The organism is Actinomadura sp. NPDC048021 (assembly GCF_040653135.1).
GTDB lineage: Bacteria > Actinomycetota > Actinomycetes > Streptosporangiales > Streptosporangiaceae > Spirillospora > Spirillospora verrucosospora.
This window is the reverse complement of sequence record NZ_JBEZJQ010000002.1, coordinates 479,853-502,003: the sequence shown is the minus strand read 5'-3', so window position 1 is coordinate 502,003 and position 22,151 is coordinate 479,853. Positions and strand designations below refer to the sequence as shown.

The 22,151-nt window shown below is 71.7% G+C and carries 25 protein-coding genes, 1 tRNA gene and 1 pseudogene; 12 read left to right on the top strand and 15 right to left on the bottom strand.

Annotation, left to right across the window (positions count from 1 at the left end; translation table 11 throughout):
• Positions 1 to 149 precede the first annotated feature (149 nt).
• Both AB0C87_RS05700 and AB0C87_RS05695 read left to right on the top strand, forming a co-directional pair.
• On the top strand, positions 150 to 539 hold the full coding sequence (locus AB0C87_RS05700; RefSeq protein ID WP_345178814.1) for a hypothetical protein: 390 nt from the start codon (positions 150 to 152) through the stop codon (positions 537 to 539).
• Between the two features lie 140 nt (positions 540 to 679).
• Complete coding sequence (locus AB0C87_RS05695; protein ID WP_345178813.1) at positions 680 to 988, top strand: type II toxin-antitoxin system VapB family antitoxin; 309 nt, start codon at positions 680 to 682, stop codon at positions 986 to 988.
• On the opposite strand, the gene AB0C87_RS05690 is transcribed toward AB0C87_RS05695, so the two are convergent.
• The 7 genes and pseudogenes from AB0C87_RS05690 to upp all read right to left on the bottom strand — a co-directional run bounded on the left by AB0C87_RS05690 (position 989) and on the right by upp (position 7,265).
• Positions 989 to 2,242 carry an MFS transporter gene (locus AB0C87_RS05690; protein WP_360576650.1) on the bottom strand — a complete coding sequence of 418 codons (1,254 nt, stop codon included), beginning with the start codon at positions 2,240 to 2,242 and terminating at the stop codon, positions 989 to 991.
• Positions 2,243 to 2,404: 162 nt separating this feature from the next.
• Positions 2,405 to 3,103, bottom strand: a complete 699-nt coding sequence (locus tag AB0C87_RS05685) for an FCD domain-containing protein (RefSeq protein WP_353834655.1) — start codon at positions 3,101 to 3,103, stop codon at positions 2,405 to 2,407.
• 222 nt (positions 3,104 to 3,325) lie between these two features.
• Entirely contained in the window at positions 3,326 to 4,768 is a 1,443-nt protein-coding gene (locus AB0C87_RS05680) for a helix-turn-helix transcriptional regulator (protein WP_345178807.1), read from the bottom strand.
• A gap of 656 nt (positions 4,769 to 5,424) precedes the next feature.
• Positions 5,425 to 5,934, bottom strand: a pseudogene (locus AB0C87_RS05675) (PH domain-containing protein); the annotation flags it as partial.
• Positions 5,935 to 5,940: 6 nt separating this feature from the next.
• Positions 5,941 to 6,099: a hypothetical protein gene (locus tag AB0C87_RS05670; protein WP_345178805.1), complete on the bottom strand. Its 159-nt coding sequence runs from the start codon at positions 6,097 to 6,099 to the stop codon at positions 5,941 to 5,943.
• A 102-nt stretch (positions 6,100 to 6,201) separates the two neighbouring features.
• Positions 6,202 to 6,462: a hypothetical protein gene (locus AB0C87_RS05665; protein WP_345178987.1), complete on the bottom strand. Its 261-nt coding sequence runs from the start codon at positions 6,460 to 6,462 to the stop codon at positions 6,202 to 6,204.
• Between the two features lie 164 nt (positions 6,463 to 6,626).
• A complete protein-coding gene (gene upp, locus AB0C87_RS05660; RefSeq protein WP_345178803.1) occupies positions 6,627 to 7,265 on the bottom strand; it encodes a uracil phosphoribosyltransferase in 639 nt (212 codons plus the stop codon).
• Between the two features lie 77 nt (positions 7,266 to 7,342).
• On the opposite strand from upp, the gene AB0C87_RS05655 reads away from it, so the two are divergent.
• Complete coding sequence (locus AB0C87_RS05655; RefSeq protein ID WP_353834654.1) at positions 7,343 to 7,669, top strand: hypothetical protein; 327 nt, start codon at positions 7,343 to 7,345, stop codon at positions 7,667 to 7,669.
• 154 nt (positions 7,670 to 7,823) lie between these two features.
• Complete coding sequence (locus tag AB0C87_RS05650; protein WP_345178799.1) at positions 7,824 to 8,309, top strand: tRNA adenosine deaminase-associated protein; 486 nt, start codon at positions 7,824 to 7,826, stop codon at positions 8,307 to 8,309.
• A 39-nt stretch (positions 8,310 to 8,348) separates the two neighbouring features.
• Here AB0C87_RS05650 and AB0C87_RS05645 read toward each other — a convergent pair whose 3' ends face one another.
• Complete coding sequence (locus tag AB0C87_RS05645) at positions 8,349 to 9,668, bottom strand: alkaline phosphatase family protein (RefSeq protein WP_353834653.1); 1,320 nt, start codon at positions 9,666 to 9,668, stop codon at positions 8,349 to 8,351.
• Positions 9,669 to 9,853: 185 nt separating this feature from the next.
• Between AB0C87_RS05645 and AB0C87_RS05640 the strand changes: the two genes are divergently transcribed.
• From AB0C87_RS05640 to AB0C87_RS05630, 3 genes are all read left to right on the top strand, one after another.
• The gene (locus AB0C87_RS05640) at positions 9,854 to 10,291 is read left to right on the top strand and encodes a hypothetical protein (protein WP_353834652.1); all 438 of its coding nucleotides are present in this window, start codon (positions 9,854 to 9,856) and stop codon (positions 10,289 to 10,291) included.
• A gap of 37 nt (positions 10,292 to 10,328) precedes the next feature.
• Positions 10,329 to 10,766, top strand: a complete 438-nt coding sequence (tadA, locus tag AB0C87_RS05635) for a tRNA adenosine(34) deaminase TadA (RefSeq protein ID WP_345178986.1) — start codon at positions 10,329 to 10,331, stop codon at positions 10,764 to 10,766.
• A gap of 10 nt (positions 10,767 to 10,776) precedes the next feature.
• Positions 10,777 to 10,864, top strand: a tRNA-Ser gene (locus tag AB0C87_RS05630).
• A gap of 137 nt (positions 10,865 to 11,001) precedes the next feature.
• On the opposite strand, the gene AB0C87_RS05625 is transcribed toward AB0C87_RS05630, so the two are convergent.
• A complete protein-coding gene (locus AB0C87_RS05625; protein ID WP_345178793.1) occupies positions 11,002 to 12,555 on the bottom strand; it encodes a serine/threonine-protein kinase in 1,554 nt (517 codons plus the stop codon).
• Positions 12,556 to 13,008: 453 nt separating this feature from the next.
• Here AB0C87_RS05625 and AB0C87_RS05620 point away from each other — a divergent pair, with 453 nt between their 5' ends.
• The gene (locus AB0C87_RS05620) at positions 13,009 to 13,197 is read left to right on the top strand and encodes a hypothetical protein (protein WP_345178791.1); all 189 of its coding nucleotides are present in this window, start codon (positions 13,009 to 13,011) and stop codon (positions 13,195 to 13,197) included.
• A gap of 151 nt (positions 13,198 to 13,348) precedes the next feature.
• On the opposite strand, the gene AB0C87_RS05615 is transcribed toward AB0C87_RS05620, so the two are convergent.
• Positions 13,349 to 14,221 carry an EamA family transporter gene (locus AB0C87_RS05615; protein ID WP_360356498.1) on the bottom strand — a complete coding sequence of 291 codons (873 nt, stop codon included), beginning with the start codon at positions 14,219 to 14,221 and terminating at the stop codon, positions 13,349 to 13,351.
• On the bottom strand, positions 14,221 to 14,886 hold the full coding sequence (locus tag AB0C87_RS05610; RefSeq protein WP_345178786.1) for a phenylalanine--tRNA ligase beta subunit-related protein: 666 nt from the start codon (positions 14,884 to 14,886) through the stop codon (positions 14,221 to 14,223). The genes AB0C87_RS05615 and AB0C87_RS05610 overlap by 1 nt, the downstream gene beginning before the upstream one ends.
• A gap of 279 nt (positions 14,887 to 15,165) precedes the next feature.
• Between AB0C87_RS05610 and AB0C87_RS05605 the strand changes: the two genes are divergently transcribed.
• On the top strand, positions 15,166 to 15,729 hold the full coding sequence (locus tag AB0C87_RS05605) for an XRE family transcriptional regulator (RefSeq protein ID WP_345178783.1): 564 nt from the start codon (positions 15,166 to 15,168) through the stop codon (positions 15,727 to 15,729).
• 238 nt (positions 15,730 to 15,967) lie between these two features.
• Here the strand turns inward: AB0C87_RS05605 and AB0C87_RS05600 are convergent, their stop codons facing one another.
• Positions 15,968 to 16,744 carry an SDR family oxidoreductase gene (locus tag AB0C87_RS05600; protein ID WP_360576649.1) on the bottom strand — a complete coding sequence of 259 codons (777 nt, stop codon included), beginning with the start codon at positions 16,742 to 16,744 and terminating at the stop codon, positions 15,968 to 15,970.
• Positions 16,745 to 16,788: 44 nt separating this feature from the next.
• Between AB0C87_RS05600 and AB0C87_RS05595 the strand changes: the two genes are divergently transcribed.
• Positions 16,789 to 17,217 carry a MarR family transcriptional regulator gene (locus AB0C87_RS05595; RefSeq protein ID WP_360576648.1) on the top strand — a complete coding sequence of 143 codons (429 nt, stop codon included), beginning with the start codon at positions 16,789 to 16,791 and terminating at the stop codon, positions 17,215 to 17,217.
• A 90-nt stretch (positions 17,218 to 17,307) separates the two neighbouring features.
• Complete coding sequence (locus AB0C87_RS05590; RefSeq protein WP_360576647.1) at positions 17,308 to 18,132, top strand: hypothetical protein; 825 nt, start codon at positions 17,308 to 17,310, stop codon at positions 18,130 to 18,132.
• Positions 18,133 to 18,390: 258 nt separating this feature from the next.
• On the opposite strand, the gene dnaN is transcribed toward AB0C87_RS05590, so the two are convergent.
• The 3 genes from dnaN to AB0C87_RS05575 all read right to left on the bottom strand — a co-directional run bounded on the left by dnaN (position 18,391) and on the right by AB0C87_RS05575 (position 21,604).
• Entirely contained in the window at positions 18,391 to 19,536 is a 1,146-nt protein-coding gene (gene dnaN, locus AB0C87_RS05585; protein ID WP_345178777.1) for a DNA polymerase III subunit beta, read from the bottom strand.
• A gap of 75 nt (positions 19,537 to 19,611) precedes the next feature.
• Positions 19,612 to 20,121 carry a methylated-DNA--[protein]-cysteine S-methyltransferase gene (locus AB0C87_RS05580; protein WP_345178776.1) on the bottom strand — a complete coding sequence of 170 codons (510 nt, stop codon included), beginning with the start codon at positions 20,119 to 20,121 and terminating at the stop codon, positions 19,612 to 19,614.
• A 10-nt stretch (positions 20,122 to 20,131) separates the two neighbouring features.
• On the bottom strand, positions 20,132 to 21,604 hold the full coding sequence (locus tag AB0C87_RS05575; protein WP_353834645.1) for an AlkA N-terminal domain-containing protein: 1,473 nt from the start codon (positions 21,602 to 21,604) through the stop codon (positions 20,132 to 20,134).
• Positions 21,605 to 21,782: 178 nt separating this feature from the next.
• On the opposite strand from AB0C87_RS05575, the gene AB0C87_RS05570 reads away from it, so the two are divergent.
• The gene (locus AB0C87_RS05570; RefSeq protein WP_185029635.1) at positions 21,783 to 22,145 is read left to right on the top strand and encodes a nuclear transport factor 2 family protein; all 363 of its coding nucleotides are present in this window, start codon (positions 21,783 to 21,785) and stop codon (positions 22,143 to 22,145) included.
• The last annotated feature ends 6 nt before the right edge of the window (positions 22,146 to 22,151 follow it).

The following is a 22,151-nucleotide window of genomic DNA, read 5'->3' as shown; positions in this document are numbered from 1 at the left end:
ATCACGGCGGCGACCGCGGACGACGTCGACTCGCCGGTACGGCTGTACGAACGCCTGGGCTTCGGCGGCTGGACCCGCGAACCGCTCGCCCGCGTGGACGACTGAGCGGCGCGCGGTACTCGAAGATCTCTGGACGCTGGGAGAAGGACATGACGGTCGACTACGAACTCGTCGAGGTGGCCGGGCGCGTTGCCGCCGACAACAGCAAGGGGGACGAGCACACGGTGGCGGCCGCCGCTCGCGCGGGGGACGGGCGGATCGTCACGGCGATGAACGTCCACCACTTCACGGGCGGGCCGTGCGCGGAGCTGGCCGTGATCGGTGCGGCCGCCGCCCAGGGCGCCCACCACCTGGACACGGTCGTCGCCGTGGGGAGCGGCGACCGCGGGGTGATGTCTCCCTGCGGGCGGTGCCGGCAGGTCCTTCTCGACTACTTCCCGTCCATCCGCGTCATCGTCGGCAGGGACGGCGATCTGCGCGCCGTTCCCGTGGCGGATCTGCTTCCCGGCGCCTACATCTGGTCGGAGCACCAGGCGTGATCGGCTCCGGCCCGCCCGCCCGGTGCTAAGTCACGGGCGGGCTGAGCTGGGCGGTAACTGGTTTACCGAATCTGGAAAGCGGAGTGACGCAAGTTGTTGCGCGCCTTCTCCGCGCACGGGCGAGCCCTTAGACTCGAAGGGTGATCTTCAAGGCGGTGGGTGAAGGAAGGCCCTATCCAGAGCACGGTCTCTCGTCCCGGGACTGGGCCAAGATCCCTCCTCGCCAGGTCCGCCTCGACCAGCTCGTCAGCACCAAGCGGGAGATGGATCTCCAGTCGCTGCTGTCGAAGGACTCCACCTTCTACGGCGACCTGTTCCCCCACGTGGTCCAGTGGCACGGCGAGCTCTACCTGGAGGACGGCCTGCACCGCGCGCTCCGGGCGGCGCTGCACCAGCGGCTCGTCCTGCACGCGCGCGTCCTCGACCTCGACGCCGTCGACATGTCCTGATCAGCGGCTGCGGGCGGGCTCCGGCGCCGGGAGGGCCTTCGGCTCGACCAGCGGCGCCGCCGGCCGTGCCGGGTGGACGAACCCGGGCCGCGCGGCCAGCAGACCCACCACGACCTCCGGGACCACCAGGACGAGCAGCAGGGCCACTGGCACGTTCCAGCCGCCCGTGGCGTCGTGCAGGACGCCGACCGCGAGCGGTCCGGCCGCGGCGAGCAGGTAGCCGCCCGTCTGCGCCATCCCCGACAGGCCCGCGGCGGTCGACGGGTTCGGCGAGCGGAGGCTGAGCAGCGTGAAGGCCAGCGGGAACGCGCTGCCGGTGCCGATGCCGAGGATCACGACCCACGTCCACCCGGCGGACGGGGCGAGCAGCAGCCCGACCAGGCCGACGACCATCGTGGCCGCGACGGCGACGACGAGGGGGCGCTGGTCGCGCAGGCGGGCGGCGAACACCGGCACCAGGAAGCCCAGCGGGATCCCGACGATCATCATGGTGGAGACCATCATCCCGGCGGTGGCGGCCGGGTGGCCGGCGTCGCGCATGATCTCCGGCAGCCACGACAGCAGCACGTAGAACATCAGCGACGCCAGGCCCATGAACGCGGCGACGGCCCAGGCGGTCGGGGAGCGCAGCAACGATCCTCCGGCGCGCGGGGCGGTGACCGGAGGCGTCGGGGCGCGGCGGCCGCGCAGGGCGAGCGGCCCCCACACGAGCGCGGCGACCAGCGACGGGACGGCCCAGACGGCGAGCGCGAGCCGCCAGCCGCCCGCCGCCTCCAGCGGCACCGCGAGACCGGCGGCGACCGCGCCGCTGGCCGCCATCAGCATCATCGCGAGGCCGGTCAGCGAGCCCAGGCGGGACGGGAACGCGCGCTTGATCACGGCTGGCATGAGGACGTTGCCCATCGCGATCCCCGCCCCGGCCAGGACCGTTCCAACGTAGAGCGAGACCGGGGACTGCACCACCCGCAGCACGATCCCCGCCGTGATCATGACGAGGGAGCCGGCGATCGCGGTCTCGGTGCCGAACCGGCGCGCGACGACCGGCGCGACGGCCGCGAACACGCCCAGGCACAGCACCGGCAGCGTGGTGAGGACGCCGGTCTCCGCGCCCGACAGCCCGAACGCGTCCCGGAGGTCGCCGAGCACCGGGGAGATCCCCGTGATCGCGGCGCGCAGGTTGATCGTCAGCAGGACCAAGCCGACGAGCGACCAGACGGCCGCGACCCGGGAACCTGGAGTCGTGGAGCTGTTCATGTCACCTTCGTTGTTCGGTCGCTTCGATCGCAGGGTCTGCTGCGTCGAGCTCGGTTCTGCTGCGTTCCGGTGCCCGTGTCCTGCCACTTGCCGGGCACCACGACGGCCGCCCATGGGGAGCGGGTCTCGCTCCCGGTCATGGTGCGGGCCTGCGCTCCCGCGCTAGGTCTCCTGCGGAGCCGTCCCGGACGGCGGGACGGTCGAGGCGAGGATCTGGTCGAGACACGCGTGGGTCGCCCGAGTGGCGGCGTCGGCGTCTCCCGCCTCGATGGCGGCCGCGATGGGGCCGTGCGGGACGTCGGCGTGTTCGAGCAGGCTCCCGGCCGCGCCGATGCTGGCCCGGAGCGCCGCGCTGAAGTCGCGGTACAGGTCCGTCAGGACGCGGTTGTGGGTGGCCTCGACGACGGCGGTGTGGAATTCGAGGTCCGCCTCGACGAACGCCGAGTGCTCGCCCGCCGCCCAGGCCGCGTCCCGGCGCGCGAGCGCGACCGCGATGGCGGCGATGTCGGCGTCGGTGCGCCGGGTGGCGGCGAGCCTGGCCGCCTCCACCTCGAACCCCCGCCGGACCTCGAGGATCTCGACGAGTTCCGCGGTCTCCAGGCGCCGCCGGACGGCCCCGGACAGCTCGCTCGTGGCGCGCACGTACGTCCCGTCGCCCTGGCGGCTCTCCAGGAGCCCCGCGTGGGTCAGCGCCCGCACCGCCTCACGGACGGTGTTGCGCCCGACCCCGAGCGTCTCCGACAGCACCGGCTCCGGCGGGATCTTGGCGCCCACCGGCCAGCCGCCCTCGGTGATCTCGCCCCTGAGCTGGTCGATCACCTGGTCGACCAGCGAGGACCGCCGTGCCGTCCGCAGAGTCACCCGAACCTCCAGTCAACCAGTCATCCCATGTCTGAAGAATACGACACCCGCGCCCCCTGATCTATTCCGCTTCACCGCCGTACGGGTCGCGCTGCCCGGCGGGAAGACTCGAATCCGCAGGTCAACACGCAGTTGTGCGAACGAATGTGATGACGCACACCGGCAGGAAGGCGAGGCGGCACGCGCTGTCGCGGCCGCCTCGCCTTCCTGTGGGCGAGCGCTCTAGTGGGGAGCGCTCAGGGGGACGCGGTTGAAGACCGACAGGCCGGCCGCCTCAAGGGCCTGGCGGTAGGCGGTGGCGGCGTTCTCGGGAGACTCGATGAGTTCGTAGAGTTCGCCGAGTTCCCTGTAGAGGTGCGCCGCCGGACGCCCCTCGGGAAGGGTCGCCAGTTGTTCTGAGGCGGCGCGAAGGACGACCTGGGCGGCCGTCGTGTTTCCCTGGGCCACCCGCGCGCGGGCCAGGACCAGCCGGGCCAGGACGGTCTTCTGGGTGCGAACTCCCAGGTCGTCGGCGGGTTGAGGCGCCATGGTGCGTCCGCTCGTGGGGGCGGAGAGGGCCATGCCGGTGTCGAGGAACTGTTCGAGCGCGGCGATCGCCTCGTCCAGGTCGCCGACGAGGACGAGCGCACGGGCCTTGGCGATGGTGCTCTCGGTGCTTTCGGCGTCGTCCAGGCCGGTCGCGTGCTGGAGGAGGGCGAGCGCCTCCCGGGCCGCTTCGCAGGTTCCTTCCTGACGCGGGCGCTCGAACCCGTACTCAGCGGAGGGCTCCGGGGCGGGCGGGGCCGCGGCGGAGAACGGCCTGACCCCTCTGAGCAGCGCCTTGGCCCCGGCGAGGGCGAGGCGCGCGTGCGCCTGCGTCGGAGTCGCGTCCGTGCGCGCGGCGAGGGCCTGGTCGGCGAAGTACAGGGAGTCGCCCACCGCCCCCTCGTCCAGCGCGCGCATGCTGGCCCGCTGGTAGTGGACGCTCAGCGGCTCGGCGTCCCCGGACCCGTCGGGGTGCAGGAGGCGCCGCCCGAGCTCGTGGGCGCGGACGGGATCGGAGCGATCCACATAGGCGAGCAGCAGGATGCGTCCGGCCTCGGTGTACTCGTGGCCGGCGTGGAGACCGAGCCGCTCCAGCCGTTCGAGGGCCCGCTCGCCCAGCGCCACGGCCTGCCCCAGGTCGCCGACGGTGTGGTACGACCGGGCCAGCGCGATCACCGGGGGCAGCCAGCTCGCCCGGCCCGGGTCGCGTTCGGCCTGCTCGCGCAGCTCCTCGAACAGCTCGATCGCGCGGTCCGTGCGGCCCAGCTCCTCCAGGGCGCGGGCGCGGCCCAGCCGGGCGCGGCCCGTGAGGTCCGGGTCGTCGCTGCGGGCGATCACCTCGTCGAACCCGGCCTCGGCCGTCGCGGGGTCGCCGCGCAGCAGCGCCAGATGAGCGTGCCGCTCCCGCACCTCGAGATGGGCGCGCTGCTCCGGCTCGACGCCCTCGGCGAGGTACTCGGGGGTGCAGCCGAGGCGCTCGGCCAGCATGCGCAGGACGGTCGGCGTCGGCGTGCGCTTGCCCGACTCGATCAAAGAGATGTAACTGTCGGAAAGGTCGTGACCGGCGAGCTGTGCCTGCGACAAGCGTCTGGTCAGCCGCAGGTTGCGGACACGTTCGCCGACGTTGCCTGGACCCGGCATGTGGACTCACTTAGCGGAAGTAAACAGGCGGCTGGGGTGCCGACATGATTGCACATTGCGGGTTATCACACATCGAGAGCAAGGAAGCGACAGGAGAAGAGACCGGCCGGAAGGCCCGCGCGCACGGCGCCTCGGCGAGATTCGCCGGTTCGCGCCGGCGGGCCCTCCCGTCGATCGCGACGTCTGTCATTCGCCGACGGTATCCGACCGTCCCGGGAAGATCGCAGAGACCGCCGATATTGATCAGCCTCTCGCGCATTCCGGCCAGTACCGGACGACCTGCCCGCGTTTCCGCGCGGTTGGGACCGCTCCCAGCGGGATCGGCCGGTAAGGGCGGTGCCGGACCGCGCGTTCCGCGGACCGCCGCGTCCTGCGTCCGGCGGTGCGGCCGGTGAGGGGGGCCGGGCCGACCTGCATCGTCTCAGATCGCCGCGAGGACCTCGCAGGGCCCCCTGCGGCAACGGAAAAGCCGGGCACGACCGTGCCCGGCTTCTCGCATCGACCGCGTCGCGGGGCTAGATCTCCCCGTCGGGGTCGTCGCCCTTCGGCAGCGTGGCGGTGGGCGCGTCCTGCGCGTCGGGGTCGGGCGCGTCATCCGGCACGCGGGGACGGCGCGGCGGCGGGGGCGGAGGGAGCGCCTCCTCCGGCGCCGGGTTCTTGTTCGGGAAGATCATCTCGCAGACCTCGAGGTAGAGCTGCTCGGGGTACGGGAGGAAGTCCACGTTCGTGAGGGCCTGGTCCTGGCCGGCGGACTCCAGCACGAACTCCCCGTAGCCGAGCATGCGGCCCGCGATCGTCCGCTTGAAGCTCATGTCGGTGACCTTGGCCAGCGGCATCATCGCGACCTTGCGGGTGATGAGGCCGGTGGTGAGCAGCATCCGCTGGTTGGTGATGACGAAGTAGTCGACGGACCACTCCGCCACCCGCCAGACGAACCAGGCGAGAAGGATCAGCCAGCCCCACCAGACCCAGCTGAACACCGCGCCGCCGCTCTCGGCGAGCGTCTGGCTCAGCAGGCCCGCGAGGATGAGGCCGCCGAGCAGGAGCCCGACCGGGACCATCAGCACGGCCGGGTGGCGCCGTACCGTGATCACCTGGTTCTCGTGGGGGAGCAGGTACTTGTTGACGGACGCCGGCGCGGAGTCGCCGGGAGTGACGAGTCTCATGCGGCCTCAGGCGAGCGAGTTGACGAAGGTGGCGATGGAGTCGGCGGCGGAGGAGATGCCCGTTGCGGCGGTGTCCACCGTCCGGGCCGCGCCGTTCGGTTGCGTGATGACATAGAACGCCACGAAAGCCGCAGCGGCCCACGTGAGGTACTTCTTGGCCGGCACGACTGCCTCCCGGAGCGTAGACCCACGGACCCCGGTAGCAGTTTCGCACAGCCCACACGGGCGGCAAAGCAGCGCGACGGCGCGCGGCGCCCGCCCGCGGGGTCAGGGTGCGTTGTCCAGCGAGGAGCGGCGCGCCTTGCGGCGCTTCTCGGCCGCGACGGTCGCCAGCACCTCCAGATGCCGGCGCGCGATCCGCTCCACGAGGTCGGACGGAGCCGATCCGGTCACCTCCTCGGCGCCGTGGCGCGCGGCGGCCACGCACCGTTCCACCGTGTCGGCGCTGTGGGTGTCGCGGAACTCCTCGGTGAGCCGTTCACCGATCTCGATGTAGCGCGGAAGGTCGCCATCCCCTGGGTGAGCCATCATGTGTCCCCGAAGCTCGCTCGCGCCGCCCGGTCCGTGACGGTCCCCTGTGCCGGGACGGCGGAGGGGAACGCGCGCTCGCGTTCCGTAGAGGTTGTGGTACCCCCTGCCGTCGGGAACGAACATCGCAGGTCAGTCGGGGAAACCGGCCCCTGCCGGAGGGATCAGACGACGCCGTAGAGCCGGTCCCCCGCGTCGCCGAGGCCGGGCATGATGAAGCCCTGCTCGTTGAGGTGGGAGTCGATCGCGGCCGTGACCACCTTGATGGGCGCCGAGATGTCGGAGAAGGCCTGCTCCAGGTACTTCAGCCCCTCGGGGGCGGCGAGGAGGCAGAGCGCCGTGACGTCGTCGGCGCCGCGCTCGAACAGCAGCCGGATGGCGGCGGCCAGCGTCCCGCCGGTCGCGAGCATGGGGTCGAGGACGTAGCACTGCCGCCCGGACAGGTCGTCCGGCAGCCGCGACGCGTAGGTCTGGGCCTGGAGGGTCCCCTCGTCCCGGATCATCCCGAGGAAGCCGACCTCGGCGGTGGGCAGCAGCCGCGTCATCCCGTCCAGCATCCCGAGGCCCGCGCGCAGGATCGGCACGACGAGCGGCTTCGGGCTCGCGAGCTGGACGCCCTGCGCCGGGACGAGCGGCGTCTGCACGGTGGCCTCGGCGACCCTGACGTCGCGGGTCGCCTCGTAGGCGAGCAGGGTGACCAGTTCGTCGGCCAGGCGGCGGAACGTCGGGGAGTCGGTGCGGACGTCCCGCAGGGTCGTGAGCTTGTGCGCGACGAGCGGGTGGTCGACGGCGAGGGTCTGCATGCGCTCACGGTAGCCCACCCCGCCGGGCGGTTCGGGGCGCCAGGATAGGTCGCCGCTGAGCTGGGCAGGATGGCGGTATGAACAGCGAGAGCGATCAGCAGCCGAGCGGCTCGCGGGCCCGGGAATCCGCGCCCGATCCGCCCGCTCGCGCGTCGGCCCCCGACGACCATCCCCCGTCCGGCGACCCCGCGGTGACCGAAGTCACAGCCGAGGACGCCGCGCGGCGCCCCGGGCCCCAGGGCGACATCTCCCCCGAGCAGGTGCGCGAGCACCTGCGCCGCAGGGCGGTCTTCCTGCGCGAACTCGCCGAGGCCCGCGAGCTGCGCCGCCGCGTGACGCCGCACCGGTCGCGCCGCGCGCGGATCCACGCGGCACTTCGCCGGCGCACGTTCCGCATCAATTGATCCAGATCGGTTAGGTTCATGCCGCCGGGCACCGTGATCGGCGCAGGCTCCCGGCCTCATCTCCGGGTGCGGCGGCGAGTTTGGTGGTGGGGCACGCGAGTGCGCGCCGCATCTGCGACCATGCCCTGGCAGGAGACGTGCCGGTGGGGTGGAAATGACGGATGTGGACGCGACGGACTTCGCCGTGGTGGTGTACCGGGAAGACGAGGGCTGGGAGGCGGAGATCCTTCCGGTCGCGCTGACCGAGGACCTCGCGGGGCTGATCCATGCCCTGCGCCAGCAGCCGAGCCTCGGCGGCACGGTCGGGCTGGTGTCGGTCGGCGACGACTTCTTCGTCGCCATCCGCCTGCTCGGCGACGAGGTCATGGTGTTCCTGTCGGACGTGACGGCGTCGGTCGACTGGCCGCTCGCCGGCCAGGTCCTGGACTACCTCGACATCCCGATCCCGGACGAGGAGGAGCTCGACCAGGTCCTCCCGGTCGGCGACATGTCGATCTTCGCCGACCTCGGGCTGGACGAGATGGAGCTCGGCGCGATCTCCGGCGACCTGGAGCTCTACCCGGACGAGATGCTCCTCAGCATCGCCGGCCGCATCGGTTTCGCCCCGGCCTTCGAACGCGCCCTCGACGCCGTCCCCTGACCCGGCCGCCGCCGCCCTGCCCGCCGCCCCGGCCGAGGGTCAGCCCGGGAAGCCGCTGCGCCGTGCGTAAGCGCTGAGACCCGCCCAGTCGTCGCCGGTGTGGCTGTGCTGCGGGTCGAGGCAGCCGAGGCTGATCGGGCGCTTGGCGTCGTAGCGGGGGGCGCGCGTGTCGGGCGGGTCGGCGAAGTTCAGGACCTCGGCGATGTTGCGGGCCGCGGCGTCCCGCACGGTCAGCGGCTCCAGGCCCCAGCGCCACTCGATCGCCTTCAGGACGGACGTGTGGTCGTACACCTCGTGCGCGACGGCCCCGCGCCGCGCCCGCGGGGAGATCAGCAGGCAGGGGACGCGGAAGCCGCGCAGGCCGGTGCCGAGGTCGGGCCGCGGGTCGGGCCCCTCCGGCGGCGGGACGTGGTCGAAGAACCCGCCCCACTCGTCGTAGTTGATGACGAACAGGGTCCGGGGCCAGTTCGGCGAGGTGACGAGCGCCGTGTAGACCTCGTTGAGGAACGCCTGGCCGAAGCGGATGTCGGCGAGCGGGTGCTCGTCCTCGGACATGCCGGGCAGGAACAGTTCGCCGAGGAAGCCCGGCTCGACGAAGCTGACCGCGGGCAGCCGGCCGTCGCGGGCGTCGGCGCGGAACTCGGCGATGTTCCGGCTGATGTCGAGGTGCCGCAGGCCCCACAGCGCGGTGAACGGCACGTCGCTGAAGTAGTACCGGCAGGAGATCCCCCTGGCCTTCAGCCGGTCCCAGATCGTGGTGGTCTCCGAGATCGTCAGCGAGTTGGAGATCCGGTCGGTCTGCCCGGCGTGCTGGAAGATCCGGTTGGGGAAGGTGGACGACATGATCGCCGGGAAGTAGCGGTCGCAGACCGTCCAGTCGAGGGCGGCGCGGCCGTGGAAGCCGAGGTCGGGAGCCTCGTAGTAGCCGATGGAGAACACGTCGTTGTCGCCGGCGCGCAGCCATCCGTCGCACCGGCCGCCGTTGTACTCGGTCCGTCCGCCCTGGTAGGAGTGGTCGGGGTCGTTGAAGCCGCACCCCCACGGCACCTTCAGGTGGTGGGTGTCGTGCTCGTTGCCGCCGGCGTCGGTGAAGGTGAGTCCGGCCTGGCGGCCGTCGGCGCCGGGCAGCCAGCCCATGTAGTGGTCGAAGGACCGGTTCTCCATCATCACCACGACGATGTGGTCGATGCCGGACTCCTCCGGATCGGGGAGGTCGGCGACGGGGGCGCGCCGGGCGGCGGCCAGTTCCGCCGCGTGGGCCTGGGCCGACGATCCGGAGGCGGTGCCCGCCGCGATGATCGCCGCGGCGCCCGCCGTCCCCGCCAGGAACCCGCGCCTGGTCAGTTCGTCCGCACCCATGACACTCCTCCCGGGATGGCGATCGCTGAGCAGTATGCGGACTCGCGTGAACCGAGGGAAGGACGCCGGACGTCCGTCACCGGACAAGAACGCGAAGTTTATTCACAACCGCTTCCGGGCAGCCGGGCGCCGATTCCGCACAAGGGGGGTGTGACCGGGCAGACGGCGTGGGTCACAATGAGCACGTGTCCTACTTCGCCGCCGTGTTCGCGCAGACCCCCCAGGGCTGGGTCGGAGCCGAGGCCGTGCTCGACGAGGCGGAGAACGTCGACGACGTCGCCGACCTGATGCGGGAGGCCGCCGTCGAGTCCTACGGCGACCCGGTCGTGCTGCTGGTCGAGCAGGACGACGACTGGTTCGCGATCGTCCGGCTCGACCGCGACGGCGAGCCGCGCCCCTACATCTCCGCCGTCCGCGAGGACGGGCTCGCCTCGCTGTTCCAGCAGCTCGTCGGCGAGGTGCCGGACGGCGACGCCGCGGGCGACGCGGCCCTGCTGGAGGACCTCGGGGTCGACGCCGGGCGGCTCGGCGAGCTCGGCGAGCGCGCCCTGCCCGGCGACGCGCTCCTCGCCGTCGCCGAGCAGGCCGGATTCGGCGAGGAGTTCGACCGCCTCCGTGACTGACGCGCGCGATCCGGTCGTCGCGACGTTCCGGCCGGCGATGCTCCGGGCCCTCGACGCGGCCCGCGAGGCGGCCGCGGACGGCGAGATCCCCGTCGGCGCCGTCGTCCTCGACGCGACCGGCGAGATCATCGGAACGGGCCGCAACGAGCGCGAGCGGACCGCCGACCCGACCGGCCACGCGGAGATCGTCGCGATGCGGCGGGCGGCGGCGGTCCTCGGCGAGTGGCGGCTGTCCGGCTGCACGCTCGTCGTGACGCTGGAGCCGTGCACGATGTGCGCGGGCGCGTCCGTCCAGGCCCGGCTGGACCGCGTCGTCTACGGCGCCGTCGACCCGAAGGCGGGCGCGGTCGGGTCGCTGTGGGACGTCGTCCGCGACCGGCGCCTCAACCATCGCCCCGAGGTGATCGCCGAGGTGATGGCCGACGAGTGCGCCGCCCCGCTAATCGAGTTCTTCGCGCGCCGCAGAGTCGGGTAGGCTCTCCCGCGGTGGTGTCGCCTAGTGGACGAGGGCGCACGCCTCGAAAGCGTGTGAAGTGCAAGCTTCCGTGGGTTCGAATCCCACCACCACCGCCACCCGGATGGCCGTCCACCTGGCCAGACGCACAGAGGGCGGGACCAACGGTCCCGCCCTCGACGCTTTCCAGCCCGCCGCACCCTGGTCGAGCCGCCCGTTTCGAGGCGTCTCGTGCGCTGGGGGCCTCTCGCCCCGGTCAGCGCGCGGATTCCTTGAGAAGGGCCGCCGCGAGTTTTCTGGCATAGGCGACTTCGTTCTTCTCAGTGACGTCCTGCTCTTCGCGGTCGTTCATGCTGATGTCAGCCGTGAGATTGTCCACGCGGAACATCACCTGCGGCTCATCCAAGTAGGACGGCGGATCTATGTGATTCCCTTCGTCCCCCACTCCGGAGAGGGTGTTCATCCCTCCGCTCTCTCTCACCAACGCCGCGTGCGCGTTGTCGGCTCCCGACTCCCAGTTCTTCTTGCCGTAGCGCTTGAACTCAAGGGAGATGCTGCCCCTGTCAGCGAAGTCCTTGGGCAGGACCGACCAGGTGCACTTCGCCGAATCCTTGGTGCCCTGCGGACTTTTCGTCAGAGAGACCTCCGCGTCCGGAACACTGGGCGTCGGGAGACGACCGCACGCGGGGAGCGTGGAGAACTTTCCGTCGTCCACCCAGAGCCCCATGGGGTTCTGCAGCAGGAACCCGCCGCCCGTGATCACGGCGAGGATCCCGGCCGCCGTCAGGAGCACGCCCCTCAGAGAGGTCGACGATTCCTGCTCCCCGACGACCGTCGCGGACGCCGGCACCGGCGGGGCCTCCACCGTCGGCCCCGTCCCCAGGCCCGGGGGCGGAGGCGAAGGCGGGGGGAGCACCGGCCCCGGTACCGGCGCCTGATCCTGGAACGAGGCCTGCCCCGGCACTGACGGTCTCGCCGCCGGCTGGGGCGCGGGAACGGCCCGGAGCCGCTCGGCGACGGTGCGGGCGTCCGGCGGCCGGTCACGCGGATCCTTGGCCAGCAGCGCGTGCGCGAGTTCGTCGAGATCTTCGGGGACGTCCGGACGCACCCCACGCGGCCTCGGCGGATCGGTGAGAACGATCTCACGGATCAAGGCGCGCAGGCTGTCCCCGTCGAACGGCGTCCGGCCGGTGAGCAGCGCGAACAGCAACCCGCCCAGCGCGTACAGATCCGTCTGCCGCGTTGGCTCGTGCGCCTTCTCGAACTGTTCCGGCGCCATGTAGGCGGGCGTCCCGAGGATCGCGCTGCCGGTCAGCTCCGTGACCTGGTCGGCGTATCGGGCGATTCCGAAGTCCATGACGGTCACCCGGTCACCGGGGCGGACCATCACGTTGGCGGGCTTGACGTCGCGGTGCACCACCCCCTGCTGGTGAGCCGCGTGCAGCGCGTCGGCGATCTCCGCCGTCAGCCGCCTCGCCCGGTCGACCGGCAGGCCCTGCGGGTGGCGCTTCAGCAGCGCGGACAGATCCTCCCCGTCGAGGAGCTCCATCACCAGGAAGAGCAGCTGCTCGTCCTCGCCGGCGTCATGGACGACGACGATTCCCGGATGGCGGAGCCGGGCCATGATCTCCGCCTCCCGGCGGAACCGGCTGACCAGCCGGGCGTCCGCCCCCGCCGGCGCCGTGAGGAGCTTGACCGCGACCGGGCGGCCGAGCCGCTCGTCCAGGCCGCGCCACACCTCGCCCATCCCGCCGCGTCCCAGCAGGGAGTCGAGCCGGTACCTGTCCGCCAGTCTCAGCCCGGCACGCACTGCCCCTCCCCTGACCGTCCAAGAACGTCAGACCATGCATACACCGCCGGACGCCCCCTTTTCCAGAGATCATCTAGACCGCCGCATCTTTCCAGGAATTCGACGGACTCCGGTGTCCTCATAACGGCGGAACCGGGCGGCTTCCAGCCGTGGCGGCCGTTGACGAGATGCACGCGAACGAGTTCATGAATAACGCCCTCGAACGCGTCCGGAACACGCCACTCCTCAGGGGCGAGGCCGGTCGGCAATAATCCCGCGCCTTGCTCTGTCTGAGCATGAGACGGGGATGGACACGCCTCGCTCGCGCGCCTGGCGCCTTTCGAGGCCCGCCGCCGCCCGTGCTTGCGTTCTTCCGCCGTAGCCGCACAGTCATCTACAGCCGAACCACACGGCTGGCTCGTCCGGACATCGACCGGACGAGACGAACAGACAAGAAACACAGGTGAAACTGCCATGCGCGAACTCGTTTTCGGGATCTCGAACGTCGACCGCTTCGACGACCCCGCCAACCCCACCGTCTACGGGATCGAGACCGAGGCCAGCGGCCGCAGCCGCGTCTCGACCGGTGACCGCGACGGGCGGACCGGCTCGGATGCCGCCCGGCACACGACGGACACGACCGTCGACGAGGAGCAGCGGTAGTCGGCGCGCACGCGCCGGCTGTCGCCCAGTCTGGGGCCCGGCAGATCTGCCGGGCCTCCACTCTTCGGTCTCCGGCCGCAGTCCGAGGCCGGTTCGGCAGGAACTGCGATGTCGCAGCTCCTGGGAAGGGCTCGGCGATCCTGAGCAGCCGTCAGCCGACCGTGACGAGGGCCACGCCCGCCACGGCGACGGCCATGCCGACGCGCTGGACGGCCCGCAGGCGCTCGCTGTAGGCGACTCTCGCCAGCAGGACGGTGATCGCCGGGTAGAGGGACGTGAGGACGGCCGCGAGGCTGAGCATGCCGTGGTGGACCGCGAGAAAGTACAGCACGTTCGCCCCCGCGTCCAGGCTCCCGGACAGCAGCGCCAGGACGATCAGCTTCCGGCCGGACAGCCTCGGGCCCGCGTTTCCGCCGCGGGCCGCCAGGAACAGCAGCGCGACCGCGACGATGGCGAGATTGCCGAGGCGGGCGCCGACGATCGGCCAGAGCCCGGTGCCGTCCCCCGCCTCCTTCAGCAGGACGAAGAAGACGCCGAAACAACTGCCGGACAGGGCGGCCATCACCGGGCCCGAGTCCAGGAGACGCCGCCGTCCGGCCCCCTCAGCCGCCGGTCCGTCGCCGGCCTCCATGCTGACCAGGCCGATCGCGACGAGGCAGAGCAGGACGCCGAGCAGGACGGACGCGTCCAGCCGCTCGCCCTGGGCGACGCCCACGGCCACCGGGATCACGGCCGCGGCCAGCGCCGACACCGGCGCCACCACGCTCATCGGGCCCCGCGCGAGGGCCCGGTAGAAAGCGATCAGCCCGCCGCCGCCGCAGAGGCCGGCCACGAACCCCCAGGCCATCGGCCCGGGGCTCACGTCACCGCCGGTGAGCAGCGCCGACACCAGCACGACCGCCAGCCCGATCGGAACGCACCAGGTCAGCGCTCTGATCGCGGTGGATCCACGGGTCACGGTCCCGCCGAGGAAGTCGGCGACCCCGTAGGCGAGGGCGGCGGCCAGGGCGAGAACCGTGACCATCAACGCCCGCCGATCAGCCTGGTCTCGATCCGCACGCCGGGCGAGATCGTCCGCAGCCGCTCCGCGAGCCGGTCGCCGGCCTCGGCCAGCCGGTCGAGGGGGTACGGCTCCAGGCGTTCGAGGAGGAAAAGGCCGTTCTTCGTGGTCTCCGTCAGCCGCGTCCGGACGCACTGGCGCCAGTTCCAGCGCCGGCAGGTGACGCCCTGGTCGTCCCGCCAGACGACCTCGCCGGGGTTCGGGTGCTCGACCGCGGGCTCACCGCCCGCGACCACGTCGAACGGCTCGTCGCCGGTGGCCCTGACCAGCCGCGCCGGTCCCCGGTAGGCGTCCAGGTCCTCGCCGCCGATGGGCAGCGCGTACTCGACGCTCACCGCGTTGTAGGCGTCCACGACCCTGTTGATGGAGGGGAGCGCGTCGGCCCGGCGCAGCAGCGCGTCCACCGAGGGCCGGGTCCGCTGCGGCTTGGCCCCGAACGCGCGGTAGGCCTCGCGCCACGCCTCGACGTGCGGGTCGTCCGGGTCCGCCGCCTTCGCCGCCTCGGCCAGCCATCCCTCGCCGGTCTCGTCGCTCGGCCCGTTCTCCAGCCCCTCGGCGGTCATGACGAGCACGGCGAAGTCGGGACGCAGCTCCCGCACGGCCTCGTCCACCACGATTCGCTCCAGCATCCCCATCCTCCGCACGGTCACTTTAATGACATCGACATATCATCATACCGACCGTGGCGGAGGATCCAAAGTGAAGCAACGTCCGGCCGCCCGCTTCCAGTCCCGGCCGCCGACCTGGATAGGGAGTTCACCGCCAGCGCTGAAGGTGCGGTCGACGCGTCTCAGCGGCATTCGGGGCCGTCCTTTACGTGGCCGACGTTGGGGCACGCGACGTCGGCGTGCCCCGCGCGTGCGGGAGACTGGCATGCGGCGGACCGGAGCGAGGCGGCTGGAGGGCGCTTGAGCGGTCAGGAGGCGATCGGCGAGGCCGTGGCGCGGACGGTGCGGGCGCTGCGGGCCGGGCACGGGTGGAGCCTGGACGAGCTCGCCGGGCGCGCCGGGGTGAGCAAGGGCGTGCTGGTCGGGCTGGAGCAGGGGCGCGGCAACCCGAACCTGGGGACGCTCATCCGGATCTCCGACGCGCTGGGGGTGCCGCTCACCCGGCTCGTCCAGGTCGAGGAGGAGCCGCCGGTGCGGATGTTCCGCCCGGAGCGGCACGTCGTGCTGTGGGAGGGCGAGCACGGCGGGACGGGAACGCTACTGGCCGGCAGCGACCCGCGCCCGTCGCTGGAGCTGTGGAACTGGGTGCTCCAGCCTGGCGAGACGCGCGAGAGCGACGCGCACGTGCCGGGCACCAAGGAGATCGTGTACGTCCAGGAGGGCACGCTCACCCTGGGCGTGGACGGCCGGTCCGACCTGGTCGAGGCCGGTACGGCCGCCGTCTTCGTCGGCGACCGCCCCCACTCCTACGGCAACGCGAGCACCCGCGAAGTCCGCTTCGTCCTGGCCGTCCTCGACCTCTGACCACCTCCCACCGCAACCAGAACCGCCACACGTCCGGCACCACCACAGCCCGAGGCGGGCGATCGGTTCGGGCGCCGTTCTGCCGAGGGCGGCCAAGAGCGTTGACCAGGGCGGGTGCGCGGGCAGGCCGGTTGCCGAGTGTGGGTGAGCGGGTCGGCGCACTGCGTGTCGGCCAGTGCGGGTGCGCCGGGCGTAGGCCGGGCCTGGGCAGTTTCCCGTGGGTCGGGTGGTGAGCGGGTCAGCACAGGCCGCCGTCGACGGTGATGCTTTGACCGGTGATCCATCTGGCCGCGTCGGAGGCGAGGAAGTTGACGACCTCTGCGATGTCCTCCGGCTCGGCCAGTCGGCCGAGCGGGGTCTGGGCGATGAGCGCTTCAACGGGAGCGGACGCCGATGCGAACCCATCGGTGTTGGTCGGTCCGGGTAGCACGCTGTTGACGGTGATGCCGCGGGCGCCGAACTCACGGGCGACGGCGCGGACGAGGTGTTCACCGGCGGCCTTGCTGGCCGCATAGAGGGCTTCTCCCTGCGGATTGACGCGGGTGGCCGCGGAGGAGATGAAGACGATCCGGCCGCCGTCGCGCATCGTGCGCCCGGCCTCGCGTAGCGCGACGAATGTGGCGTGGGCGTTCAGCGAGAAGGCGTGCTGGTAGTCACGGTCGGTGGCCGCGGTCAGCGGACCGCGCACGAAGCCGGCGGCATTGTGCACCAGCACGTCCAGGCGACCGTAGTGGTGCTCGGCCGCGTCGAACAGTGTGCGGAGTTCCGCCGGGTCGGCGGTGTCCGCGCGCACCATCACGGCGCGGCCGCCGCCTGACTCGATCTCGGCGACCGCTCGCTTCGCCGAGGACTCGTCGCTGCGGTAGTTGACCACGACGGCCGTCCCTGCGGCGGCGAACCGTAGCGCGACGGCCCGGCCGATCCCGCGCGAACTTCCGGTGACAACGGCTACTCGATCGGTCGTGGCCAGTGACATGACGCTCCAATAGTATTGGATATCAACAGTTGAGATCACATACTAAATAGTTGAACTCCTTAACTGTCAACTACTCTCGACCCATGGCACACGCGTCACAGGGTCCGGAACTTGCTGAGGCACTGCTCGAACTGTGCTGCGTGGTCGAGGGAGTCAGGGCCGCCGCCAGTCGCGAACTCGGTCTCACCCCCCAGCAGGCCCAGCTGCTCACCCTGGTGGCCCCGAAGGAGCTGACCCATGGCGAGTTGGCGAACCAGATGCACTGCGACAAAGCGAACATCACCGGCCTGGTCGATCGGCTGGTACGGCGTGAGCTGGTAGAGCGACGGCCAGACCCCGACGACCGCCGCGTCTCTCAGGTCGTCCTCACCGAGCGGGGCAGGGAGTTGGTCGCCCGCTTCAGGCAAGCGGTCGGCACGGCGATCACGGGGCGGCTCGCTTCATGGCCGACCGACCATCACCAGCAGGTCGCCACCCTCGCTCGTGCCACGACCGAGGCGCTCCGCATCTAGGCCGCATCGAATTCCGCCCGGGCACCAAGGAGATCGTGTACGTCCAGCGCCTGTCCGGCCGTTGGGTCCTCGTCGGATTAATGTGGCGGCATGGCGAATGATCCCGACTTTGGCGTGTTATTGACGCGGCTCCTCAACTCCCGCCAGACGGACATCGCCTGGCTGGCCTCGGCGTCCGGCATCCCGGAATCCGAGGTGCGCTCGGTGGCCGACGGCGTGCCCCCCTCCGCGTCGCAAGTCGAGGGCCTTGCCGCCGCGCTGGGTTTCCGCACTGCCGACCTCTTCGTGATCGCCGGCCTCTCGGTGCCGGAGCCCCTTCAGCCCTGCGAAGCGTCAGCAGGCTCCGAACTCGTGCACCTCATCCATGTCGTGATGGCCCTGCCGGCAGATCAGCGGACCCACATCCGCGAAACGGTCGAACAACTGCCCCACCTGCCCGGCATCCGCCCGGCCGATCCGCCGCGCGACTTCTACCGGGGGGACGGTGGCTTGGGCACGATGCTCCTCACCATGCTGTGCGCCAACCGGAACCTCCATTCCCCGATCGCCGCCGCCAAGACGCTTCACCTGCTGACCCGAGGTCGCATGTACCTGGCCGGCTCCACCTACGCCCGCATCGCCGCGGGCGCGACTCCGTTGAGACCGGACTGGGTGGGCGGCTTCGCGACCGCCCTCGGCATCCCCGCCGCCGACCTCGCGGCCATCACCGGCACCGACCTGTCCGAGGCGACACCGCCCGAGGATCCGCTGGCGGCCGAGATGGCTGAGTTGCTCTGGGACTGTCGACGTCTGAGGGTGAGCCAGATCGAGCACGTGTGCGCCGAGGCGAAAGCGATGCTCGTCCCAGTGCCCGGCGACGACTGGAACCGCGTCCACCATCGACACGGGATGTGGTGGGGCGCGCCAAGGCGGTAATCCTCAGCACATCGGGGGGCCGAGCGTGTGAGGGCGGGTCCGGGTGGCGGTGCGCAGGTGGGGCTGTTGGGCTGACGGGGGGCCAGCGCCTGTCTCGAAGTGGCCTTGGCCGCACGCGCGAACGCGTGACCTGGCCGGTGGAGCGAAGCCGGAGGCGAGCGGAGCCGGGCAGATCGCGAAGCGATGCCGCGTTCGCCCGGGCCCGGTCACGTAGCGAGCCGCCAGGCGAGCGAAGTGGGCCGAGGCTGCGAAACACAGCTAGCTGGTCAGGCGGACGGGCATGGCCAGGTAGCGGTAGCCGGTGTCGGTGTTCTCGGGGTCGGGCTCGTCGTCCTTCTTGTCGGGGATGGCGGTGAGGAGGGCGGCCTTGGTGGGGCCGGTGCATTCGAGGCGGGCGTACTCGGTGTCGATGCCCGCGAGGCCGTCGAGCAGGTACTGGGGGGCGAAGGCGATGTCGATGTCGTCGCCGTCGAGGTGGGCGCCGACGCTCTCGTTGGCGCGGGCGGAGTCGCCGGTGGCGGCGCGGATGCGGACCTCGTCGGCGGTGAAGGCCAGCCGGATGGGCGTGCCGCGCTCGGTGACGAGGGCGGCGCGCTTGATCGCCTCGACGAAGGGGGCCACGCGGATCTCGGCGACCGACGTCCAGGTGCCGGTGAGGCGGGACCGGTAGTTGATGTACTGGTCGTCGAGGAGCCGGCTGGTCATGCTGCGGCCGCCGCCGGAGATGCCGATCAGGGTGTCGGCGGTGCCGCCGAGGCCGATGGAGACGTCCGCGCCGCGCTTGATCGCCTTGGCGGTGTCGGCGAGGGTGCGGGCGGGGACGACGACCCCGGCGGTGAAGTCGGGCTCCGCGGGGGACCAGGTCAGCTCGCGGGCCGCGATGCGGTACCGGTCGGTGCAGGCGAGCCACATCGTGTCGCCCTCGATGTCGATCCGGACGCCGGTGAGCATGGGCAGGGTGTCGTCGCGTCCGGCCGCCGGGGTGACCTGTGCGACGGCGGTGGCGAACAGGTCGCCGGGGACGGTGCCGGCGACGGCGGGCGGCTCGGGGAGGGTGGGGTAGTCCTCGACGGGGAGCGTCAGGAGGCCGAACTCGGCGGGCCCGCAGCGGACGACGACCTCGGAGCCCTTGGTGAAGACGTCCACGGGCTGGTTCGGGAGGTTGCGCACGATGTCGGACAGCAGCCGTCCGGGGACGAGGGCGCGGCCCGGCTCCGCCACGGCCGCCTCGTCGGTGGCGTGGGCGGACACCTCGTAGTCGAACGCGCCGAGGGTGAGCCCGCCCTGCTCGGTGACCTCGATGAGCATGCCCGCGAGAACGGGGAGCGCGGGACGTGCCGGCAGCGTCCGCGCAGCCCACGCCACCGCGTCGGCCAACGTCTGGCGCTCGACTCGGAACTCCACTGCGATCAGCCCTTCTCCGGTTGGACGGCCATCACGAGCACGGTAACCCGCGGCTCCGACAATCCTCCGCGAGGGTCAGAAGAGCGCGTTCTCGGTGGCCCGGACCTTGCGCTCGAAGTCGAGGAGGTAGCGCTTGCGGTCGAGGCCGCCGCCGTAGCCGGTGAGGGAGCCGGTGGAGCCGACGACGCGGTGGCAGGGGACGATGACGCCGACCGGGTTGCGCCCGTTGGCGAGGCCGACCGCGCGGGACGCGGACGGGCTGCCGATCTCGGCGGCGAGCTCGCCATAGGTGACGGTCTCCCCGTAGGGGATCTCCTGGAGGGCGGCCCAGACGCGCGCCTGGAAGGGCGTCCCGCGGAGGCGGAGCGGCAACTCGAACTCGGTCAGGTCGCCTGCGAAGTACGCGGAGAGTTGCGCGGCGACGGTGGCGAAGGGTTCGTCTTCGGGGTCGCCTGGGGCGCCGAAGGTCTCCTGGGCTGGACGGTGCCGCTGCATCTCCATGTAGAGCCCGGACAGGGCGCCGTCGGTGGCGACCAAGGTGAGCGGACCTACGACGCTCTCTATGACGACGTGCGTTGTTTCCACAGCGGTTCCTTCAGTTTGCGGGGAGCAGGTTGATGGCGTGGTCAAGGGTGGCCCACAGGTACTGGACGGAGTAGGCGCGCCATGGCCGCCATTGTGCGGCGCGTCGGGTGAGGGCCGCAGGTGTGGCGGGAAGTTCGAGTGCCGCTGCTGCCGCCCTGATGCCGAGGTCGCCGGGGATGAACGCGTCCGGGTCACCGAGGGCTCGCATCGCGATGGTCTCGACGGTCCACGGGCCGAAGCCGGGCAGGGCGGACAAGCGCGCGCGGGCCTCGTCCCAGTCGCTCCCTACGCCGAGGTCGATCTCCCCCTTGGCGAGGGCGTCGACAAGGGTCATGAGGGTGGTGCGGCGGGTCTTGGGGAAGGCGAGGGACTCCGGGTCGAGTTCGGCAAGGGCGGCGGGGGTCGGGAAGAGGTGCGTCAGCCCGCCGCCCGGGTCGTCGATGGGGTCGCCGTAGGCGGTGACCAGGCGTGCCGCGTGGGTGCGGGCCGCGGCCGTCGAGACCTGCTGGCCCAGGACGGCGCGGACGGCGAACTCGGGGGCGTCCACGGTGCGGGGCACGCGGCGCCCGGGGGCCTTGTCCACGAGCGGCGCGAGGACGGGGTCGGTGCGGAGGAGGTCGTCCACGGCGACGGGATCGGCGTCCAGGTCGAGCATCCAGCGGCAGCGGCTGATCGCGATGGGGAGATCGCGCAGGTCGCTGAGGCTGAGCGTGCAGGCGACGTGGTCCGGCCGGGGCCGCAGGGTGGCGATGCCGTGCCCGTGGGGCAGCCGCATGGCGCGGCGGAGCGCGCCGTCCCGCCACTCCTCGACGCCCGGGACGGCGGTGGCGGCGAGGTGCCCGAACAGGTTGTCCGGGCACAGCGGGGCCCGGAACGGCAGCCGGAGCGACAGCGCACCGGCCCCGGCAGGCGGATGTCCCTTCGCGACGCGGTCGCGTAGGGCGGACGGGGTGAGCGCGAAAACCTTGCGGACGGTGTCGTTGAAGGCGCGGATGCTGGCGAATCCCGCCGCGAAGGCGACGTCCCCCATGGGAAGGGCCGTCGTCTCGATGAGGAGCCGCGCCGTCTGTGCGCGCTGGGCTCGTGCCAGGGCGAGTGGGCCCGCGCCCAGTTCGGCGTTGAGCTGGCGCTCTATCTGCCGTGTGCTGTAGCCGAGCCGTGCCGCAAGGCCGGGAACGCCCTCTCGGTCGACGACGCCGTCGGCGATGAGGCGCATGGCCCGAGCGACGAGGTCCGCGCGGTGGTTCCATTCGGGGGAGCCAGGGGACGTGTCGGGACGGCACCGTTTGCAAGCCCGGAACCCGGCTTGCTGGGCGGCGGCAGCGCTCGGGTAGAAGCGCATGTTCTCCGGCTTGGGCGGGACCACGGGGCAGCTTGGACGGCAGTAGATCCCGGTGGTCACGACCCCGCCGAAGAACCATCCATCGAAGCGGGCGTCCTTCGCCTGGAAGGCCCGCACGCACCTTTCCACGTCCTCGTGCATGCCTCCAGCATCACCGATGGTCAGGGGTCTTCACTGGCAGGAATCCGACATCATCGTCGCGGCCCAGGTCACCGGCCGCGCGGGCATGACCTCCCAGGTAATCGATCTTCCGCCGCGGGCCCGGCACCGTAGAGGTCATCGGGGCGACGAACCCGAAGAACCAGATGGGAGTCATGACATGAGCGATGTGCAGCAGCGGGTCGAGCGCTACCTGGCCGTGTGGAACGAGACCGACCCGGCCGCCCGGCGCGCCGCGATCGACGAGCTGTGGACGGAGAGCCCCGTCTACGTGGACCCGCTCGGCGTGGCGGAGGGGCGCGACGCGATCGACGCGTTCGTCGGAGCCGCCCAGCAGCAGTTCCCCGGCCTGGTGTTCCGTGCGGCGGGGACGGTGGACGCCCACCACAACGTGGCCCGTTTCACCTGGGAGCTCGGTCCGGAGGGCGGCGAGGCGATCGTGGTCGGCTTCGACGTGGCGACGTTCGACGACGAGGGCCGCTTCGACCGGGTCACCGGGTTCCTCGACAAGGTTCCGGCCTGACCTGGC

Excerpts from the sequence above, each read along its gene's own strand:
- upp (WP_345178803.1), bottom strand. The coding sequence starts at position 7,265 with ATGCAGACCCTCGCCGTCGACCACCCGCTCGTCGCGCACAAGCTCACG.
- AB0C87_RS05665 (WP_345178987.1), bottom strand. The coding sequence starts at position 6,462 with ATGGCTCACCCAGGGGATGGCGACCTTCCGCGCTACATCGAGATCGGT.
- AB0C87_RS05680 (WP_345178807.1), bottom strand. The coding sequence starts at position 4,768 with ATGCCGGGTCCAGGCAACGTCGGCGAACGTGTCCGCAACCTGCGGCTG.
- AB0C87_RS05575 (WP_353834645.1), bottom strand. The coding sequence starts at position 21,604 with ATGCACGAGGACGTGGAAAGGTGCGTGCGGGCCTTCCAGGCGAAGGAC.
- AB0C87_RS05620 (WP_345178791.1), top strand. The coding sequence starts at position 13,009 with ATGCGCGAACTCGTTTTCGGGATCTCGAACGTCGACCGCTTCGACGAC.
- AB0C87_RS05595 (WP_360576648.1), top strand. The coding sequence starts at position 16,789 with ATGGCACACGCGTCACAGGGTCCGGAACTTGCTGAGGCACTGCTCGAA.
- AB0C87_RS05610 (WP_345178786.1), bottom strand. The coding sequence starts at position 14,886 with ATGCTGGAGCGAATCGTGGTGGACGAGGCCGTGCGGGAGCTGCGTCCC.
- AB0C87_RS05690 (WP_360576650.1), bottom strand. The coding sequence starts at position 2,242 with ATGAACAGCTCCACGACTCCAGGTTCCCGGGTCGCGGCCGTCTGGTCG.
- AB0C87_RS05655 (WP_353834654.1), top strand. The coding sequence starts at position 7,343 with ATGAACAGCGAGAGCGATCAGCAGCCGAGCGGCTCGCGGGCCCGGGAA.
- tadA (WP_345178986.1), top strand. The coding sequence starts at position 10,329 with ATGCTCCGGGCCCTCGACGCGGCCCGCGAGGCGGCCGCGGACGGCGAG.
- AB0C87_RS05570 (WP_185029635.1), top strand. The coding sequence starts at position 21,783 with ATGAGCGATGTGCAGCAGCGGGTCGAGCGCTACCTGGCCGTGTGGAAC.
- AB0C87_RS05645 (WP_353834653.1), bottom strand. The coding sequence starts at position 9,668 with ATGGGTGCGGACGAACTGACCAGGCGCGGGTTCCTGGCGGGGACGGCG.
- AB0C87_RS05650 (WP_345178799.1), top strand. The coding sequence starts at position 7,824 with ATGACGGATGTGGACGCGACGGACTTCGCCGTGGTGGTGTACCGGGAA.
- AB0C87_RS05700 (WP_345178814.1), top strand. The coding sequence starts at position 150 with ATGACGGTCGACTACGAACTCGTCGAGGTGGCCGGGCGCGTTGCCGCC.
- AB0C87_RS05615 (WP_360356498.1), bottom strand. The coding sequence starts at position 14,221 with ATGGTCACGGTTCTCGCCCTGGCCGCCGCCCTCGCCTACGGGGTCGCC.
- AB0C87_RS05590 (WP_360576647.1), top strand. The coding sequence starts at position 17,308 with ATGGCGAATGATCCCGACTTTGGCGTGTTATTGACGCGGCTCCTCAAC.